The 16,809-nt window shown below is 67.0% G+C and carries 17 protein-coding genes; 8 read left to right on the top strand and 9 right to left on the bottom strand.

Annotation, left to right across the window (positions count from 1 at the left end; translation table 11 throughout):
• The first annotated feature begins 385 nt into the window (after positions 1 to 385).
• The 6 genes from tyrS to BMZ43_RS01165 all read left to right on the top strand — a co-directional run bounded on the left by tyrS (position 386) and on the right by BMZ43_RS01165 (position 5,601).
• Complete coding sequence (gene tyrS / locus BMZ43_RS01190) at positions 386 to 1,630, top strand: tyrosine--tRNA ligase (RefSeq protein WP_064308924.1); 1,245 nt, start codon at positions 386 to 388, stop codon at positions 1,628 to 1,630.
• A 10-nt stretch (positions 1,631 to 1,640) separates the two neighbouring features.
• Positions 1,641 to 2,318, top strand: coding sequence for an SDR family oxidoreductase (locus tag BMZ43_RS01185; RefSeq protein ID WP_064308925.1), 678 nt, complete (start codon positions 1,641 to 1,643; stop codon positions 2,316 to 2,318).
• 98 nt (positions 2,319 to 2,416) lie between these two features.
• A complete protein-coding gene (locus tag BMZ43_RS01180; RefSeq protein WP_093249144.1) occupies positions 2,417 to 3,184 on the top strand; it encodes an SDR family NAD(P)-dependent oxidoreductase in 768 nt (255 codons plus the stop codon).
• A gap of 10 nt (positions 3,185 to 3,194) precedes the next feature.
• The gene (locus tag BMZ43_RS01175) at positions 3,195 to 4,379 is read left to right on the top strand and encodes an acetyl-CoA C-acyltransferase (protein WP_093249142.1); all 1,185 of its coding nucleotides are present in this window, start codon (positions 3,195 to 3,197) and stop codon (positions 4,377 to 4,379) included.
• A gap of 14 nt (positions 4,380 to 4,393) precedes the next feature.
• The gene (locus BMZ43_RS01170; protein ID WP_093249140.1) at positions 4,394 to 5,179 is read left to right on the top strand and encodes an enoyl-CoA hydratase; all 786 of its coding nucleotides are present in this window, start codon (positions 4,394 to 4,396) and stop codon (positions 5,177 to 5,179) included.
• Positions 5,180 to 5,205: 26 nt separating this feature from the next.
• Positions 5,206 to 5,601 (top strand): ester cyclase, encoded by a 396-nt coding sequence (locus BMZ43_RS01165; RefSeq protein ID WP_093249137.1) that lies wholly within the window; start codon positions 5,206 to 5,208, stop codon positions 5,599 to 5,601.
• Here BMZ43_RS01165 and BMZ43_RS01160 read toward each other — a convergent pair.
• From BMZ43_RS01160 to BMZ43_RS01140, 5 genes are read right to left on the bottom strand one after another with little or no spacing between them, the layout of a single operon-like run.
• Positions 5,598 to 6,617 carry an AraC family transcriptional regulator gene (locus BMZ43_RS01160; protein WP_093249135.1) on the bottom strand — a complete coding sequence of 340 codons (1,020 nt, stop codon included), beginning with the start codon at positions 6,615 to 6,617 and terminating at the stop codon, positions 5,598 to 5,600. The genes BMZ43_RS01165 and BMZ43_RS01160 overlap by 4 nt on opposite strands.
• A complete protein-coding gene (lpdA, locus tag BMZ43_RS01155) occupies positions 6,614 to 7,996 on the bottom strand; it encodes a dihydrolipoyl dehydrogenase (RefSeq protein ID WP_093249133.1) in 1,383 nt (460 codons plus the stop codon). The genes BMZ43_RS01160 and lpdA overlap by 4 nt, the downstream gene beginning before the upstream one ends.
• 2 nt (positions 7,997 to 7,998) lie before the next feature.
• Positions 7,999 to 9,285, bottom strand: a complete 1,287-nt coding sequence (locus tag BMZ43_RS01150; protein WP_093249131.1) for a dihydrolipoamide acetyltransferase family protein — start codon at positions 9,283 to 9,285, stop codon at positions 7,999 to 8,001.
• A 1-nt stretch (position 9,286) separates the two neighbouring features.
• Positions 9,287 to 10,345, bottom strand: a complete 1,059-nt coding sequence (locus BMZ43_RS01145) for an alpha-ketoacid dehydrogenase subunit beta (RefSeq protein WP_017642822.1) — start codon at positions 10,343 to 10,345, stop codon at positions 9,287 to 9,289.
• 4 nt (positions 10,346 to 10,349) lie between these two features.
• Positions 10,350 to 11,582, bottom strand: a complete 1,233-nt coding sequence (locus BMZ43_RS01140; RefSeq protein WP_093249129.1) for a thiamine pyrophosphate-dependent enzyme — start codon at positions 11,580 to 11,582, stop codon at positions 10,350 to 10,352.
• A gap of 223 nt (positions 11,583 to 11,805) precedes the next feature.
• Here BMZ43_RS01140 and BMZ43_RS01135 point away from each other — a divergent pair, with 223 nt between their 5' ends.
• Positions 11,806 to 12,267 carry an Lrp/AsnC family transcriptional regulator gene (locus BMZ43_RS01135; RefSeq protein ID WP_017642824.1) on the top strand — a complete coding sequence of 154 codons (462 nt, stop codon included), beginning with the start codon at positions 11,806 to 11,808 and terminating at the stop codon, positions 12,265 to 12,267.
• A gap of 16 nt (positions 12,268 to 12,283) precedes the next feature.
• Here the strand turns inward: BMZ43_RS01135 and BMZ43_RS01130 are convergent, their stop codons facing one another.
• Together BMZ43_RS01130 and BMZ43_RS01125 are read right to left on the bottom strand one after the other, a co-directional pair.
• Positions 12,284 to 12,493: a hypothetical protein gene (locus tag BMZ43_RS01130; protein WP_017642825.1), complete on the bottom strand. Its 210-nt coding sequence runs from the start codon at positions 12,491 to 12,493 to the stop codon at positions 12,284 to 12,286.
• A gap of 65 nt (positions 12,494 to 12,558) precedes the next feature.
• Entirely contained in the window at positions 12,559 to 12,966 is a 408-nt protein-coding gene (locus BMZ43_RS01125; RefSeq protein WP_026084051.1) for a response regulator, read from the bottom strand.
• Positions 12,967 to 13,363: 397 nt separating this feature from the next.
• Between BMZ43_RS01125 and BMZ43_RS01120 the strand changes: the two genes are divergently transcribed.
• Entirely contained in the window at positions 13,364 to 15,136 is a 1,773-nt protein-coding gene (locus BMZ43_RS01120; protein WP_093249126.1) for a glycoside hydrolase family 5 protein, read from the top strand.
• A 62-nt stretch (positions 15,137 to 15,198) separates the two neighbouring features.
• Here the strand turns inward: BMZ43_RS01120 and BMZ43_RS01115 are convergent, their stop codons facing one another.
• A complete protein-coding gene (locus BMZ43_RS01115; protein ID WP_064308849.1) occupies positions 15,199 to 15,750 on the bottom strand; it encodes an ATP-dependent Clp protease proteolytic subunit in 552 nt (183 codons plus the stop codon).
• Between the two features lie 149 nt (positions 15,751 to 15,899).
• A complete protein-coding gene (locus BMZ43_RS01110; RefSeq protein WP_064308848.1) occupies positions 15,900 to 16,700 on the bottom strand; it encodes a universal stress protein in 801 nt (266 codons plus the stop codon).
• Between the last annotated feature and the right edge of the window lie 109 nt (positions 16,701 to 16,809).

The following is a 16,809-nucleotide window of genomic DNA, read 5'->3' as shown; positions in this document are numbered from 1 at the left end:
TTTCCATGTCCAGGTACGCCTGGGACTGCCATGCCGGTGCTGGGGATCTCGCGGGGTGGAGCGGGTACGTTCATCTCTGCGTCTCGATACTGCTGGCAAAGGACAGGAGTCGGAACGCCACTCTCGCTGTTCGTTCAGCCGCTGCCAGAGGAGGTGCGACATCTGGTCGAAGCGGCAGTGCGAGCGGTTCGCAGTTGCCAAGCGGCAGGCGAGCCGGTAGCGTGGCGACCCATGCGAACCTTTCTTTGCCCCATCAGCGCCTATTACTACTACCTGACCAACATCGGGTGGTAGGTACTGCGCTGCATGACCGAACCGCCTAGGGCGGCTCGGTCAAGGCAACTTCTCCCGGTCTCCCTGGCACCGTCCAGCCACAGGAGACCCCATGGACAGCACCACGCAAGACCTGCTCACCACCCTCGAAGCCCGCGGTTTCATCCACCAGACCACCGACCGGGACGGCCTTGCGCGCGCCTTCGCCGCAGGGCCGGTGACCGGCTATCTCGGCTTCGACGCCACCGCCGACAGCCTCCATGTCGGCCATCTGCAGGGCCTGATGCTGATGCGCTGGCTGCAGCGTGCTGGCCATCCCATCCTCTTGCTGATCGGTGGTGCCACCACCCGCATCGGCGACCCCAGTTTCCGCGACAGCAGTCGCCCGGTACTCACCGACGGCCAGATCGCCCTGAACATGGCCGGCATCGCCAAGGCCTTTCACCGCTATCTCGAAGTGGGCGATGGCCACGGTCGTGCCCAGGTGGTGGACAACGCCGAGTGGCTCGACGGCCTGGGCTACCTGGATTTTCTCGGCGCCGTCGGCCGGCATTTTTCCATCAACCGGCTGCTCACCTTCGATGCCATCAAGAATCGTCTCGACCGCGAGCACTCGCTGTCCTTCGAGGAATTCGGCTACACCCTGTTGCAGGCCTACGACTTCGTCGAGCTGTCGCGGCGCTATGGCTGCACCCTGCAACTAGGCGGCGCGGACCAGTGGGCCAACATCATCAATGGTGTGGAGCTGTCGCGCCGGCAGGGCGGTCCCCAACTCTATGGCCTGACCATGCCGCTGCTGGCCACCCGTGACGGGCGCAAGATGGGCAAGTCGGCCCAGGGCGCGGTCTGGCTCAACGAGGAGCGACTGTCGGCCTTCGACTTCTGGCAATTCTGGCGCAACTGCGACGATGCCGATGTCGAGCGTTTCCTGGCGCTGTTCACCGAGTTGCCGCTGGACGAGGTCCGGCGGCTCGGCGCCCTGGGTGGGGCGGAGATCAACCTGGCCAAGACCGTGCTGGCCAACGAGGCGACCCGACTGGCCCATGGCGAGCGGGCCCAGCGCGAGGCCGAGGCCGCGGCCGCCCAGGTGTTCGCCGCTCGCGACGGCGCGGGTCAATTGCCGGAGGTCGTCCTGAGCCGCCGGCAGCTGGACGCAGGCGTCACCCTGGTGGAGTTGCTGGTCGAAGCGGGACTGCAACCGTCGCGCAGTGCGGTCCGCCGGCTGGCAGAGGGCGGTGGCCTGCGGCTGGACGAGCAACCGGTGGTGGATCCCGATGTCCTGCTGACGGCGAGCGACGCCGGCCGGCGGGTGAGTCTGGGCAAGAAACGACACCTGCGCATCGCGGTGGTGGACTGAGGAGAACGACATGAACAACTGGGTGATTGGTGCTTCGCGTGGCATAGGACTAGGGGTGGTAAAGGCCTATCTGGCCCGCGGCGACCAGGTACTGGCGCTGGTGCGAACGCCGAATGCGGCCTTGGATGCCCTGGCGGCTACAGCAGGGGGGCGGCTGCGGGTGGTGACTGGCGATCTGCGCGATCCCGAGCTGGGCACGCGACTGCTGGACGAATTGGGCGACGGCTCGCTGGACCGGCTGATCGTCAATGCCGGGATCATGGGGCCGCTGGAGGAAGACGGGCAGCGGGCGACCGCCACGGAGCTAGGGGAGTTGTTTCTCACCAATGCCGTGGCCCCGCTACGCCTGCTAGACGCCCTGGCGCCACGGATGGCCGCCGCGGGGGTTGTGGCCTGCCTGAGTTCGCAGATGGGCAGCGTCAGCCTGGCGCGTGCCGCCGAGATGCCGCTCTATGGCGCCAGCAAGGCGGCGCTGAACAGCCTGCTGCAGAGCTGGGTGGTTGGGCGGCAGCCGGCTTTCGCGGTGCTGGCGCTGCACCCGGGCTGGGTCCGCACCGAACTGGGTGGCGACCAGGCGCCGGTCGAGGTGGCCGATAGCGTCGCGGGTCTGGTCGCGACCATCGACGCCCGGGCCGGCCAAAGCGGCAGCGCCTTTCTCGACTATCAGGGGCAAGCCTTGCCCTGGTGAGCGAGGAACCGGATCGCTCAGCACGGCTGAGCGTTCTGGCCCTTGTCCGACCTCTGTCGAGGATCGAAGATGCAGACACCACCCTGGGGAGTGTCATCATGCGCATCGACGAGCGAACCTTTCTGGTAACCGGCGCCGGCTCCGGCCTGGGCGCCGCCACGGCCGAGGTACTGACCGCGGCAGGCGCCCGGGTGGCGCTGTTGGATCTGCAGGCCGATGCCGTGCAGGCCCAGGCGGAACGACTGGGTGAGCGGGCCCTGGCGCTGCCGGTGGACGTGACCGATGCCGAGGCCCTGAGCGCGGCCATCGATACCGTACTGGCCCGCTGGGGCAGTCTGCAGGGCGCGGTCAATTGCGCCGGTATCGTCGGTGGCGCCCGCATCCTCGGACGCAACGGTCCCCATGATCTCGCCGCCTTCGCTCGTATCGTCACGGTCAACCTGGTGGGCAGCTTCAACGTTCTGCGCCTGGCCGCAGCCGCCATGGCCAAGGGCGAGGCCGATGCCGGTGGCGAGCGCGGGGTGATCATCAACACCGCCTCCATCGCCGCCTTCGACGGCCAGATCGGCCAGGCGGCCTATGCGGCCTCCAAGGGCGGTGTCGCCTCTCTCACCCTGCCGGCAGCGCGCGAACTGGCCGGGCAGGGCATCCGGGTCATGACCATAGCGCCGGGTGTCTTCGAGACACCCATGATGGCCGGCATGACCCCCGAGGTCCGCGAGGCCCTGGCCGCCAGCGTGCCCTTTCCGCCGCGGCTCGGTCGCGGCGAGGAATTCGCCGCCCTGGTCCGCCACATCATCGAGAACTCCATGCTCAACGGTGAGGTGATCCGTCTGGACGGCGCCCTGCGCATGGCCCCGCGCTAGGAGAATCGCCATGAATGATCCCATTGTCATCGTCGCCGCCGCCCGTACGCCCATGGGCGCCCTAGGTGGCGAGCTGGCCGCGCTGTCAGCGCCGCAACTGGGCAGTACCGTGGTCCGCGCCGTACTGGAGCGGGCGGGTTGGTCGCCGGAACGGGTCGACGAGGTGCTGCTGGGTTGCGTGCTGCCCGCAGGCCTCGGCCAGGCACCGGCACGCCAGGCGGCGCTTGGCGCCGGTCTGGCCCAGAGCACGCGCTGCACCACCCTGAACAAGATGTGCGGTTCGGGCATGCAGGCGGCCATCCTCGGTCACGACCTGCTGCGCGCTGGCAGCGCCGAGGTGGTGGTGGCGGGCGGCATGGAAAGCATGAGCCGTGCGCCCTATCTGCTGGAAAAGGCCCGCAGCGGCTATCGCCTTGGCCATGGCGCCCTGATCGACAGCATGTTTCTCGACGGCCTGGAAGACGCCTATGAACCCGGGCGCCTGATGGGCACCTTCGCCGAGGATTGCGCCGCACGTCTGGGCATCGGCCGCGAACGCCAGGATGCCTATGCTCAGCAGTCTCTCGCACGGGCACGTCAGGCCCAGGCCAGCGGCGCCTTCGCCGCCGAGATCGTCCCGGTGGAGGTGGTGACGCGCAAGGAGACCCTGCGCCTCGACACCGACGAGCAACCCCGCCGCGCCGACCCTGCGCGGATTCCTACGCTCAAGCCGGCTTTCCGCGAAGGCGGCACCGTGACCGCGGCCAATGCCAGCTCCATCTCCGATGGCGCCGCGGCGCTGCTGCTGATGCGCGCCAGCAGGGCCGCGCGGGAGGGCCTGACCCCGCTGGCGACCATCCGTGGCCATGCCGCCCATGCCGGCGCGCCAGGCGACTTTCCCACCGCCCCCATCGGCGCCATTCGCACGCTGCTCGAACGCATCGACTGGCAATTGGCGGATGTCGATCTCTTCGAAATCAACGAAGCCTTCGCCGTGGTGGCGCTGGCCGCCCAGGATGCCCTGGGGCTGGACCCGGAGCGGTTGAACGTGCACGGTGGTGCCTGTGCCCTGGGCCATCCCATCGGTGCCTCCGGCGCGCGCATCCTGGTGACCCTGATCCAGGCACTGCGCCAGCGTGGCCTGCGGCGGGGCGTAGCCGCCATCTGCATTGGCGGCGGCGAGGCTACGGCCATGGCCCTGGAACTCAACGACTAGACAAGGACAAGATCATGAGCGAAGCCTCTGCCGAATCCACCCTGTTGCTAGACATCGAGGACCGTGTGGCCCTCATCACCCTCAACAGACCCAAGGCGCTCAACGCCCTCAATGCCCAGCTACTCACTGAGTTGGACGCCATGCTGGCGCGGCTGGACGCCGATCCCGAGGTGGGGTGCGTGGTGCTCACCGGCTCGGCCAAGGCCTTCGCCGCCGGCGCCGACATCAAGGAAATGGCCGGGCAGGGTTATCCGCAGATCTATCTGGACGACTATTTCCGCGTCGCCGACCGCATCGCCGAGCGCCGCAAGCCCTTGATCGCCGCCGTGGCCGGCTACGCCCTGGGTGGTGGCTGCGAACTGGCGCTGCTGTGCGACTTCATCTACGCCGCCGACACCGCCCGCTTCGGCCTGCCGGAGATCACCTTGGGCGTCATTCCCGGCATCGGCGGCACCCAGCGCCTGACCCGTGCCCTGGGCAAGGCCAAGGCCATGGAACTGTGTCTGACCGGTCGACAGCTGGAGGCCGCCGAAGCCGAACGCGCCGGCCTGGTCGCCCAGGTCTTTCCCGCCGACGAGCTGCTGGAGCGCACCCTGGAGGCCGCCCGCGGTATCGCCAGTCGCTCCCTGCCAGCGACCCTGCTGCTCAAGGAAAGCGTCAATCGCGCCTTCGAAACCAGTCTGGCTGAGGGCATCCGCTTCGAGCGCCGGGTCTTCCATTCGCTGTTCGCCAGCACCGACCAGAAGGAAGGCATGGCCGCCTTCGTTGAGAAGCGTCCGGCGAAGTTCGAGCATCGCTAGGCCCTAGCGACGAGGAGAGGCAGATCGTGTCAGTCGACGGGTTACGCGAGCGTTATCAGGCCTACCTCGACTGCCTCAACCGCCAGGCCTGGACAGAGCTGGGCCGTTATGTCGACGAAGCCGTCGAGCACAACGGCCGGCCCCTGGGGTTGGCGGGCTACCAGGCCATGCTGGAAAGCGATCATGCCGCCATTCCCGATCTGCACTTCGCCGCGCGATTGCTGGTGGTGGAGGCGCCCTGGCTAGCCGCGCAGCTGGATTTCGACTGCACGCCGCGTGGCGAGCTGTTCGGGGTGGCGGTGAACGGGAGGCGGGTACGCTTCAGCGAGCACGTCTTCTATCGCTTCGAGAACGGGCGAATCCGCGAGGTGCGCTCGGTGATAGATACCGCTGCCATCGCGGCCCAGCTGATGGCGGGCTAAACGGCGCGGACCTGGCGCTGGCGATAGCCCAGGGGGCTCAAGCCCGTCCACTTGCGAAAGGCACGCTGGAAGGAGCGGGGATCGGCGAAACCCAGGCGCAGGGCCAACTCCTCCAGGGGCAGGGCGCCTTGATCCAGCTGGCGACAGGCTAGCCGGCACCGGCGTTCGTCCTTGAGGCGTTGGTAGGACTGGCCGCCTGCCGCCAGCTGGCGTCTCAGGGTGGCGGGCGAGAGCCCCAGGTCTGCCGCCAGGCCGACGGCGTCCGGCCAATCTTCGGGTGCACGGCTGCGCAACAGGGTGCGGATGCGGGCGATCAGGTTGGCGTCGTCGCGATAGTGCACCAGCAGATTGCCCGGCGCGGCGGCGATGAAACGCCGCGCGTCCGTGGCACTGCGCCGGATCTGCAGGACCAGCAGGGCGGCGTCCAGCGCCAGGCAGTCGTCATCGCTGGCGAAGCTTAGCCGTGGCCCGAAGCGTTGCAGATAGTCGGCCAGCAGGTCCGCTCCCGGCGCCTGAGCGGTCAGACGGATCTCCTCTAGCGGCAGCCGGCGGCCCACCAGCCAGCAGGCCAGGCCATGCAGGATCAGCCAGAGGGTAAAGACCGCGAAGCTGCCCGGCAGACCACCGGGTGCCAGTCGCAAGGTCGCCCGCTCTCCGTCGCGTTGCAGCCGCAGATCCACACCCAAGGTCAGGCGCAGGAAGTCGGCGCTGTGCCGCAGGGCATCGCCCAGGGTCGGTTGCAGGCGGGTGCTCTGGCAGAGAAAGGCGAAGCTGCCCGCCGGCAGCGGACGCGGACCGAGGGCGAAGAATTCATCATCGAAACGCCGCGCCAGGCGATACCACAGCTGGCCGAACAGCGGCGCCGAAAGGCGCTCGCGGCCAAGCAGCAGGTCGGCTAGCTGGACGCCTTCGGCGGCGAGCAGGGCGTCTGGCGCCAGACCACTGCGCCGGCACAGCCCGGCCAGGGCCTCGTCGAGGATGCCCCGCGCCAGGCTGTCGCGCGGCAGGTCGGTCACAGGTGCAGCGCCCGGCCCAGGGCACGCAGCGCCGCCTCCTGCACCGCCTCACCCAGGGTGGGGTGGGGGTGCAGGGTGGCGGCCACGTCTTCCAGCTGCATGCCCATCTCCAGGCTGTGGGAAAAGGCCGTGGCCAGTTCCGCCACCTGCTGCCCGGTGGCCTGCCAGCCGAGAATGCGATGGTCATCCGCGCGGGCCACCACCCGCACGAAGCCTTCCGGCGCCTCCAGGGTGAGGGCGCGGCCATTGGCGGCGAAGGGGAAGCTGGCGACCTTGGTCTCCAGGCCTTGCGCCTTGGCCTGCTCGGGGGTGAGGCCTACCACCACGATCTCCGGATCGGTGTAGCAGACCGCCGGGATGGCCACCGGGGCGAAACGCCGCCGCTTGCCGGCGATCAGCTCGGCCACCACCTCGGCCTGGGCCATGGCGCGGTGGGCCAGCAGGGGTTCGCCGGTGAGATCACCAATGGCCCAGACGTCGGTCATGCTGGTACGACAACCGTCGTCGACGCGGATGTAGCGACCGTCGTAGTCCAGCGGCAGGCGCTCCAGGCCTTCGGTGCGGGGGCGGCGGCCGGCGGCGACCAAGATGCGCTGGGCCGGCAGAAGCTCTTCCCGACCGTCGCCACGGGTCATCCGCAGGCCCGCGCCGTCTGCGGCCAGACCGGCGACGGTACAGCCCAGGTGCAGCTCGATGCCCAGGCGTTCCAGCCGCTGGCGCAGCGGCGTCGTCAGCTCGGCGTCATAGCCGGGCAGCAGTCGCGACTGGGCTTCCACCACGGCGACCTGGGCGCCCAGCTTGCGATAGGCGATGCCCAGTTCCAGGCCGATGTAGCCGGCACCCACCACCACCAGATGCTCGGGAATCTCCGTGGGCGACAGCGCCTCGGTCGCCGAGATCACCGGGCCACCGAAGGGCAGGTTGGGCAGCTCCACCGAGGTGGAGCCCATCGCCAGCACTAGGTGCTCGGTGCGGATGCGCAGCCGCTCGCCGCCGGCGCGCTGCACCTCGACGGTCTTGCCATCGAGGATTTCGGCCCAGCCCTCGATTACCGTCACGCCCTGCTTCTTGAGCAGGGCGGCGACGCCGGTGGTGAGACGATCGACGATGCCGTTCTTCCAGGCCACGGCCTGGCCAAGATCCAGCTCCGGGCGGCCGTGGCGGATGCCCAGGCTGCCATGCTCAGCGCGACCGCAGGCCCGCTGGTATTCCTCGGCGACATGGATCATCGCCTTGGAGGGAATGCAGCCGACGTTGAGGCAGGTACCGCCGAGGGCGGTGCCCTCCACCAGGGTGGTGGCGATGCCCAGCTGGGCGGCGCGCAAGGCGGCAACATAACCGCCGGGGCCGCCGCCGATGATGAGGAGTCGGGTGTCCATGGCTACTCCAGGAAGAGGGTGGCGGGTTGTTCGAGCAGCTGGCGCACGGCCTGGATGAAACTGGCGGCGTCCTGGCCATCGATCAGCCGGTGGTCGAAGGAGGCGGAAAGATTCATCAGCTTGCGTGGCACCACCAGGCCATGGCGGAAGGCCGGGCGCTCGACGATGCGGTTGACGCCGATGATGGCCACCTCGGGATGGTTGATGATGGGCGTGGAGGCGATGCCCCCCAGCGGACCGAGGCTGCTGATGGTCAGGGTAGAGCCGGACAGTTCGTCGCGCCCGGCCTTGCCGCCGCGCACCGCGGTGGCCAGCCGGGCCACCTCCTGGGCACAGCCCCAGAGATCCAGCGCCTCGGCGTGGCGCACCACCGGTACCGCCAGGCCCTGTTCGCCCTGGGTGGCGATGCCCAGGTGCACCGCGCCATACCGCGTCACGGTGCTGGTCTCTTCGTCGAAGCGCGCATTCATCTGCGGAAAGTCCCGCACCGCCACTACCAGGGCGCGAGCCAGGAAGGGCAGCAGGGTGAGATGGGCACGACGACCCTGCCAGCGCTGGTTGAGGGTGGCGCGCAAGGCTTCCAGCTCGGTGACATCCACCTCTTCCACATAGGTGAAGTGGGGGATATGCCGCTTGGCGGCCTGCATCTTCTCGGCGATCTTGCGTCTCAGGCCGATCAGCGGGATGCGCTCCTCGCCACTGCGTTTCGTCAGGCCACCGCCGCCGGTGGCCGGTGGCAGTCCGGCGTCGCGTTGCTGCACATAGGCTTCCAGATCGCCATGCAGGATGCGCCCCCCCTGACCGCTGCCGGTGACGAAGCGCAATTCGATGCCAAGGTCCCAGGCGTGCTGGCGCACCGCGGGAGACGCCAGCGGCGGACTGCCGGGGGCTGGTCGGGAGGCCGGACGATCGTCGTCGCGCGGGAGCTCCGCTTCCGGGTGTCGCGGAGCAGGGGCCGCCTCGGGCTTGGGCGCTTCCGCCTTGGGTGCTGGCGCCGGCGCGGCTTCCATCGGCACGGCGCGACTGGCCCCGCGCAGATTGCCGTCACCGGCCACCTCCAGGCGGATCAGCTCGGCGCCCACGGCCAGCACCTGGCCGGGCTCGCCGCCCAGGGCGACTACCCGGCCCACCACCGGGGAAGGGATCTCCACCATGGCCTTGTCGGTCATGACGTCGGCCAGGGTCTGGTCCTCGCCGACTTCATCCCCTACCGCCACGTACCACTTGACCAATTCCACCTCGGCGATGCCTTCGCCGATGTCGGGCATCTTGATGACATGGGTACCCATCTCAGACCTCCATGACGCGCTTGAGCGCGGCGCCGACCCGGGACGGACCCGGGAAGTAGTCCCACTCCTGGGCATGCGGATAGGGGGTGTCCCAGCCGGTCACGCGCTCGATGGGCGCCTCCAGGCGATGGAAGCAGTGCTCCTGCATCAGGGACACCAGCTCGGCGCCGTAGCCGCAGGTACGGGTCGCTTCATGCACCACCACGCAACGGCCGGTCTTGGTCACCGAGTCGGTGAGGGTCTGCAGGTCCAGCGGCCAGAGGCTGCGGATGTCGATCACCTCGGCGTCGATGCCGGTCTCGGCGGCTGCCGCCAGGGCGACCCAGACGGTGGTGCCATAGGTCAGCACCGTGACCTGCTTGCCAGGGCGGACCACTGCGGCCCGTTCCAGCTCCACGCGGTAATAGCCATCCGGCACAGCGCTGGCCGGGTGTCCCGACCAGGGCGTCACCGGGCGGTCGTGATGGCCGTCGAAGGGGCCGTTATAGAGGCGCTTGGGTTCGAGAAAGATCACCGGGTCGTCGCTCTCGATGGAGGCGATCAACAGGCCCTTGGCGTCATAGGGATTGGACGGCATCACGGTGCGCAGGCCGCAGACCTGGGTGAACATCGCCTCCGGGCTCTGGCTGTGGGTCTGGCCGCCATAGATGCCGCCGCCACAGGGCATGCGGAACACCAGCGGCGAGGTGAACTGGCCGACCGAGCGATAGCGCAGGCGCGCCGCCTCGGAGACGATCTGGTCGATGGCGGGATAGACATAGTCAGCGAACTGGATCTCCGCCACCGGGCGCAGGCCGTAGGCGCCCATGCCCACCGCGGCGCCGGCAATGCCGTTCTCCGAGATGGGCGCATCGAATACCCGCGAGGCGCCATATTTGGCCTGCAGGCCCTCGGTGCAGCGAAAGACGCCGCCGAAGTAGCCGACGTCCTCGCCGAACACCACCACGTTGTCGTCGCGTTCGAGCATCACGTCCATCGCCGAGCGGATGGCCTGGATCATGGTCAGGGTGCTGCGGCTGCCGGCCTGGGTCGGCAGGTCGGTTTCCTGTTGTACGGTCATGGCGTCACTTCCCGAGCTGTTGGCGTTGGCGGCGCAGGTGCGGCGGCAGGTCCTGGTAGACCTCCTCGAACATGTCGGCGGCGCTAGGGGCGAGATCGCTGGCAAAGGTGCCGTGGGCTTCCGCGGCCTTCTGCGCGGCGGCCACCTCGGCTTCCAGCTCGGCGGCCAGCGCCTGGTGCTGCGCGTCCGACCAGAGACCACGACCGATCAGATGCGCCTTGAGCCGGTCGATGGGGTCGCCCAGGGGGAAGTGCGCCCAGTCATCGGCGGGTCGGTACTTGGACGGATCGTCGGAGGTGGAGTGGGGACCGGCGCGATAGGTCACCCATTCGATCAGGGTCGGCCCCAGGTTGCGCCGGGCGCGTTCGGCGGCCCAGCGCGAGGCGGCCAGTACCGCGAGGAAGTCGTTGCCATCCACCCGCAGGGCGGCGATGCCATAGCCAATACCGCGGGTGGCCAGGGTGATGCCCTCGCCGCCGGCGATGGCCTGGAAGGTGGAGATGGCCCACTGGTTGTTGACGATGTTGAGGATCACCGGTGCCCGGTAGACATGGGCGAAGGTGAGGGCGGCGTGGAAGTCGCCTTCGGCGGTGGCGCCATCGCCGATCCAGCCGGCGGCGATGCGGGTATCCCCCTTGATCGCCGAGGCCATGGCCCAGCCCACTGCCTGGATGTACTGGGTGCCCAGGTTGCCGGAGATGGAAAAGAAACCGAGGTCGCGGTAGGAGTACATCACCGGCAACTGGCGACCCTTGAGCGGATCCCGGGCATTGGACAGCAGCTGGCAGATCATCTCGTCCAGCGGCGCTTCGCGGGCGATGAGGATGCCCTGCTGGCGGTAGGTAGGGAAATGCATGTCGTCCGGGCGCAGCGCCAGGGTCTGGCCGACGGCGATCGCTTCCTCGCCCAGGCACTGCATATAGAAGGACAGCTTCTTCTGCCGCTGGGCCTTGAGCATCCGGGCGTCGAACAGGCGCGTCTTGAGCATGGCCCTCAGGCCTTGCAGCAACAGGTCGGGCGCTTCTTCCGTGGCCCAGGGCCCGACGGCGCAGCCGTCTTCATCGAGGATGCGGATCAGCTGGGTCGCCAGCTCACGGGTATCCACCGGCGCTACGTCGACGGGTGGCTTTTCCGCACGGCCAGCGGGGCAGAGCTGCAGATAGTTGAAGTCGGTAGGACGGCCCGGTCGGCCGCTGGGTTCGGGGACGTGCAGGCGCAGGGGTGGGTAGTCGCTCATGGCCGACCCCCCAGGTAGGTAAGGGGGCGGGCGGGTCGCAGGACGGGTTGGCCGTCCGGGTGCGATGCAGGGTGCCACATGGTGGAGGCCTCGGCATTCTTGTTATTGGTCACCTGAGTATAGGCCGGCTCCGCTAGCCGTTTTGCCGCAATTTGGAGGTGGGCAGCAGGGTCGTTTGGTGCTATTGAACTCTCTACAAGAACAACAGTAGAGGTTTTGCACCATGGCTGGTCTGGACCGTATCGACCTGCGCATCCTCAATGCCCTGTCCGCCGATGGCCGGCTGAGCTGGCGCGATCTGGCACAGAAGATCGGGCTGTCGCTGACCCCGACGCTACGGCGGGTCAAGCGTCTGGAGGAGGAGCGCTATATCCAGGGGTATCACGCCCAGCTCGACGAAACCCGGCTGGCCGGCAGTGTCAGCGTCTTCGTCTCGGTACGTCTGGAGAAGCAGTCCACCGATTACCTGCGCGCCTTCGAACGGGAGATCGTCAAGGCGCCCCAGGTGATGAGCTGTTTCCAGATGACCGGCGATGCCGACTATGTGTTGCGGGTGGTGGTGCAGGATCTGGCGGCCTACCAGCACTTTCTGGCCGATACCCTGACCTGCATTCCCGGGGTGGCCAGTGTGACCTCGGCCTTTTCGCTCAAGGCGGTCCTGCTCAGGCCAGCGCCACCCCTCTGAACGATCGAGCGAGCGGTTAGGTGCCCAGTGAGCGGCGCACCTGCTGCGCCTGAACGGCACAATAATTCGAATCGCGGAGCCGGGCGATATCCAGCATCAGCGTCAGGCGACGTCGACCGGAGGAGTTGCAGAGCTGGGCGGGCAGACCGCCATCCGGCGTGAGCGGGCCGAACAGGCAGGTGACGTTGGGGAGCTGGGCAACGAATTGCTGGGTCAGGGCGAGCATTATGGCGGTCCGGACGGTCGAGGTGGCAATGTGACAGCGTTCACATTGCCGAGGTTCCTCGCCAGTCAGGCGCTGGGCGTCACCGAATAGGCCACGCCATTCACCGCGTCGATCAGCTGACCGATCGACCAGGGCTTGGGCAGGAACCGAACCTTGCATTTGATGCTGGCCGTGGACGGCGTTTCGTAGCCGGACATGACAATAATCGGCATGTCTGGCCACCGCTGGCACACCATGTTGGCCAGTTGCGCGCCATCCATCGAGCCGGGCATGCGAATGTCCGTCAATAGAATGTCGATGTTGGCGTCTTCTTTCTCCAGCAACGACAGGGCGGTGTCGGCCGAGTCAGCGGCGATGATGTTGAAGCCTTCGGGCTCGAGGATTTCGCGGACGAAATCCGCTACCAGTGGCTCGTCGTCCACCACCAGGAGAGTGGGTCGGAAGACAGGGGTTCCCGGCTGTTCTGCGCGCATGACTGGACCTTATATACAAGACATTGCTGAGCCTTGGAGGGTAACGGTAGAGGAAAATTCCCTGAGAGAGTTCGGAGAATTTTGGCGTCAGATTTCTGTCTTCTCGAGGTCGAAAGACCAACCAGGTGCCCGCTTTCCAAGCTGCGACCCTGTGTCACGCACATTTGGTTACGTTTGCCGCAAGGGCTCTGTCCCGGTGCTTTCAGCGTTTCTTTGGACGCTGTGACTTCCTGTTGGATGAAAGGTTTCACTTGGCTGGCATATGACTTGTATTAGGTGAGACAACTGCAGGACGCAGAGCGCTTTTTTTGTCACGTCCCAGTGGCCTTACCTAAACCCAGGCTTTGCTCGTACACAAAGGACATCGACGCCACGCCTCCCAAAGCAGTACCTGTCCATGACACCTATTCGCTCCGTTGTTACCGCCCTTCGTCGTCCGCTCGCCGCGGCCGCTGCTGTCGTCGCGCTGTCCGCTGGCTTCGCCCAGGCCGAGCCTGTCAGCCTGGTAGGTCTGAATCTGTCTGGTGCGGGCTTCGCGCCCCAGGTGTTGCCCGGCATCAATGGCACCAACTACATCTTCCCGGTGGAAGCCTACTTCCAGCAGTGGAGCGCGCGGGGCGTGAAGCTGATTCGCTTCCCCATCATCTGGGAACGCCTGCAGCCACGCCTGGGCGGACCCCTGGATAGCGCCTACGTGGCCCTGGTGAACCAGACCTTCGGCTATGCGCAGAAGCATGGCATCAAGATCATCCTCGACCTGCACAACTACGCCCGCTATCGCGGTCAGGTGATAGGTACCAGCGGCGTACCCTATGCCCGCTATCAAGAGATCATGACCCACATCGCGCGGCAGTGGAGCGGCCAGTCCTCGCTGTACGCCTACGACATCATGAACGAGCCCCACGATGCCATGGCCTACTGGCCGACCGCGGCCCAGTACGGCATCAATGGCGTCCGGGCGGTGGACAGCACCCGGCCGGTGATCGTCGAAGGTAACGGCTGGTCGAGCGCCACCCGATGGGCTGAATTCAATGATGCCCTGCTGGGGCTGAAGGATCCGGCCAACAACATCATCTTTTCGGCGCACTCCTACTTCGACGAGAACGCCGGCGGCAGCTACGACAAGACCGACGTCAACAAGCTCGATGCCAACTATGGCGTGACGCGGGTGAAGCCCTTCGTCGACTGGCTGAAGAAGAACGGCAAGCGTGGCTATATCGGCGAATTCGGTGTCCCGGACAACAATCCGCGCTGGAACCTGCTGATGGACAACATGCTGGCCTACCTGAAGCAGAACTGCATTCCGGCCTCCTACTGGGCCGCAGGTCCCGGCTGGGGCAGTTACTTCATGTCGGTGGAGCCCATCAATGGCCAGGAGCGCCCGCAGTGGCCGACCCTGCGCAAATACCTGGACGACAGCAGCTGCACCGCCATCGGTCCAAACGCCAGTGGCAGCACCGTGCCGGCCGCCGGCGGTACCGGCACGGGCAACAGCGGCTCCACCGGTGGCAATGCCGGCGCCGTGGGCAATTCCGGTGGTGGCAGCGCTGGCAACACCGGCAACACCGGCAATACGGGGAGCAACGCCGGGGTCCAGATTCCGCCGAGCACCGGTGCCACCGCAGGCACTGTCACCTCGGTGGTCAACGACTTCACCAACCCGGACTGGCACAAGGGCGTGTTCCTCAAAAAGGCTGCGATCTCGGTACCCGGAACCGCGGTGAATCGCGCTGCCTTCAAGGCCGGTGCCTACCTGACCACCGCGGATGGCCAGGTACGGCGGATCTCCTCGGTGCAGGCCGGCAACAGCCTGGGCGTCTTCACCGAGGGCACGCCCTTCAACGGCAACGCCGTGGGCTATCCCAAGACCGTGACGGTCTCGCCCACCGGGGTGACCAGCGCCGCCAGCGTCAGCAGTGCCATCAACGACTTCACCAACGCCGACTGGAACCGCGGTGTCTACCGTCGCGCTGCGGCCATCTCCATCCCGGCGACCGCAGCCAATCGCTCGGCCTTCAAGCTGGGTGGCTCGGTACGCCTCGTCAACGGCCAGATCCTCAAGATCAGCTACGTGCAGGATGGGGCGAAAAACCTGGGCGTGTTCTTCGATGCCAGCCGGCTGGATGCCAGCGTCGGCTATCCCAACACCCTGATGTCCTTCAGTCGCTGATCCTCGGGATCAGGCAACAAAAAACCCGGTGGCCAACGGCCACCGGGTTTTTTGTTGCCCGCTTAAAGATGGATGAAGGTGGTGACCTCTCCCGCCTGCACCCGGCATTCATCCACGGCATGGATCACCCCGGTGGTCAGGGCCGCTTCCGGACTCAGCAGCCGGGCGTTGGCCTTGAGGCAGCTGTAGATGTCCAGGGCCTCTGCGGCACCGGCGGTGCGCTCAGCGACGATGCGGGCATAGAGGTCGAGGTCGTAGTCCAGGCACATGGCGTATTCGGCCATGCGTGCGTGGTCCACCGAGTTGTTCAGATTCCAGTAGAAGGAATGATAGAGGAACTTGCTGTGGCGACTGGCGGTACGCTGCTCACCGGCGAGAAAAAGGATGTTGCCCATGGATTCGACGGTACCCAGGTTGTGGGTGTGCACCGGTACCGGCAGGGACAGGAGGAAGTTGTACATCGTGAAGCCGTAGCTGCAATCGCCGCCCATGGTGGCGATCTTGAGCAGGATGCGCGAGGCGTCCTGCTGGACCGCCTGAGAGCACTGGGCGATCAGCTGGCCGCAACTGGTGGAATTGATGGGACCGGTGAAATGGATGACATGGGTGCTCATGGGGCCTACCGACGCGCCGGGGAGCCCGGCGGAAGGCGGGCTCTATAGGAGTTGCTTCGGCGACTTTCGGCCGGGCTTGAGTGCTGGCGTCGGCTGGCCGACGAAGCGCGTCCCAGACGGATGGGCTGCGCCTGAGCGCAGCCGCGAGATTAGCGCAGCAGCAGCATCGGCACTTCGGTCTTGTGCAGCAACTGGGTGGTGCGACTGCCGCGCAGGAAGCGCCAGACCGAAGAGTGGCTGTAGGCACCCATGATCAGCAGATCCGCCCGGCGTTCGTCGAGGTGGCGGGGGACGATGCGCTCCACGTCACCATGCGCGACGGTGGTGTCCACCCGGCAACCGGCGCTGCGCAGCAGCAGGGCCAGGTCCTCCAGGCGCTTGCGCAGGATCGGATCGTCTTCGCCGACCCGCAGCAGGGTGCCGCTCATGCCGGCCAGCAGCGGACTGCGCGCCAGCGCCAGGATGCCCTGGTGAGTGGCTTCCCGGCCGTCGTAGGCGATGGTGAATTGCCGTGGCGGCTTGAATGGCCCCGAGCAGATCAGGATCGGCCGGTGCACGGCGCGCACCACGGCTTCCAGCTGGCTGCCGATGCCGCTGTCCCCTGAGCGCTCGCCGCGCTTGCCGATCACCAGCAGGCGGGTGTCGGCTTCCAGGGTCTTGAGGGTATCCACCAGGCCCTCGGGCCGCCGCAGGATCTGCGGGGCGGAGGTCAGGCCCTGCTGCAGCAGGCGCTGGCGGGCATTGAGCAACAGCGCCTTGGCCATCCCGGCACCGACATCATCGTCCAGATAGACCGGGGCGCCGTTGGCGACCTTCTTGCCGCTGTTGGCCGATTCCTGCACGTGCAGCAGGGTGACGGGTGCATCCAGCCGCCGCGACAACCAGGCGGTGTGGTCGCAGACGCTTTCGGCGTGGGGGGATCCATCGATGCAGGCGAGCAGGGAGGCCATAACGGTATTCCTTGACGAGACCGGGACCAGACACGATCCCTGTCAGGAGCGTAGCACCCGCCCAGCGCCTGCTGATGACGCTTGGGTGTCATCTTCGGCTTTTGCTGGG

The sequence above is a fragment of the Pseudomonas sp. Snoq117.2 genome (assembly GCF_900110545.1).
In the GTDB taxonomy this organism is placed as follows: domain Bacteria; phylum Pseudomonadota; class Gammaproteobacteria; order Pseudomonadales; family Pseudomonadaceae; genus Chryseomonas; species Chryseomonas benzopyrenica.
Note: the sequence above shows the minus strand (reverse complement) of the source record. Positions and strands in the feature narration are given on the sequence as shown.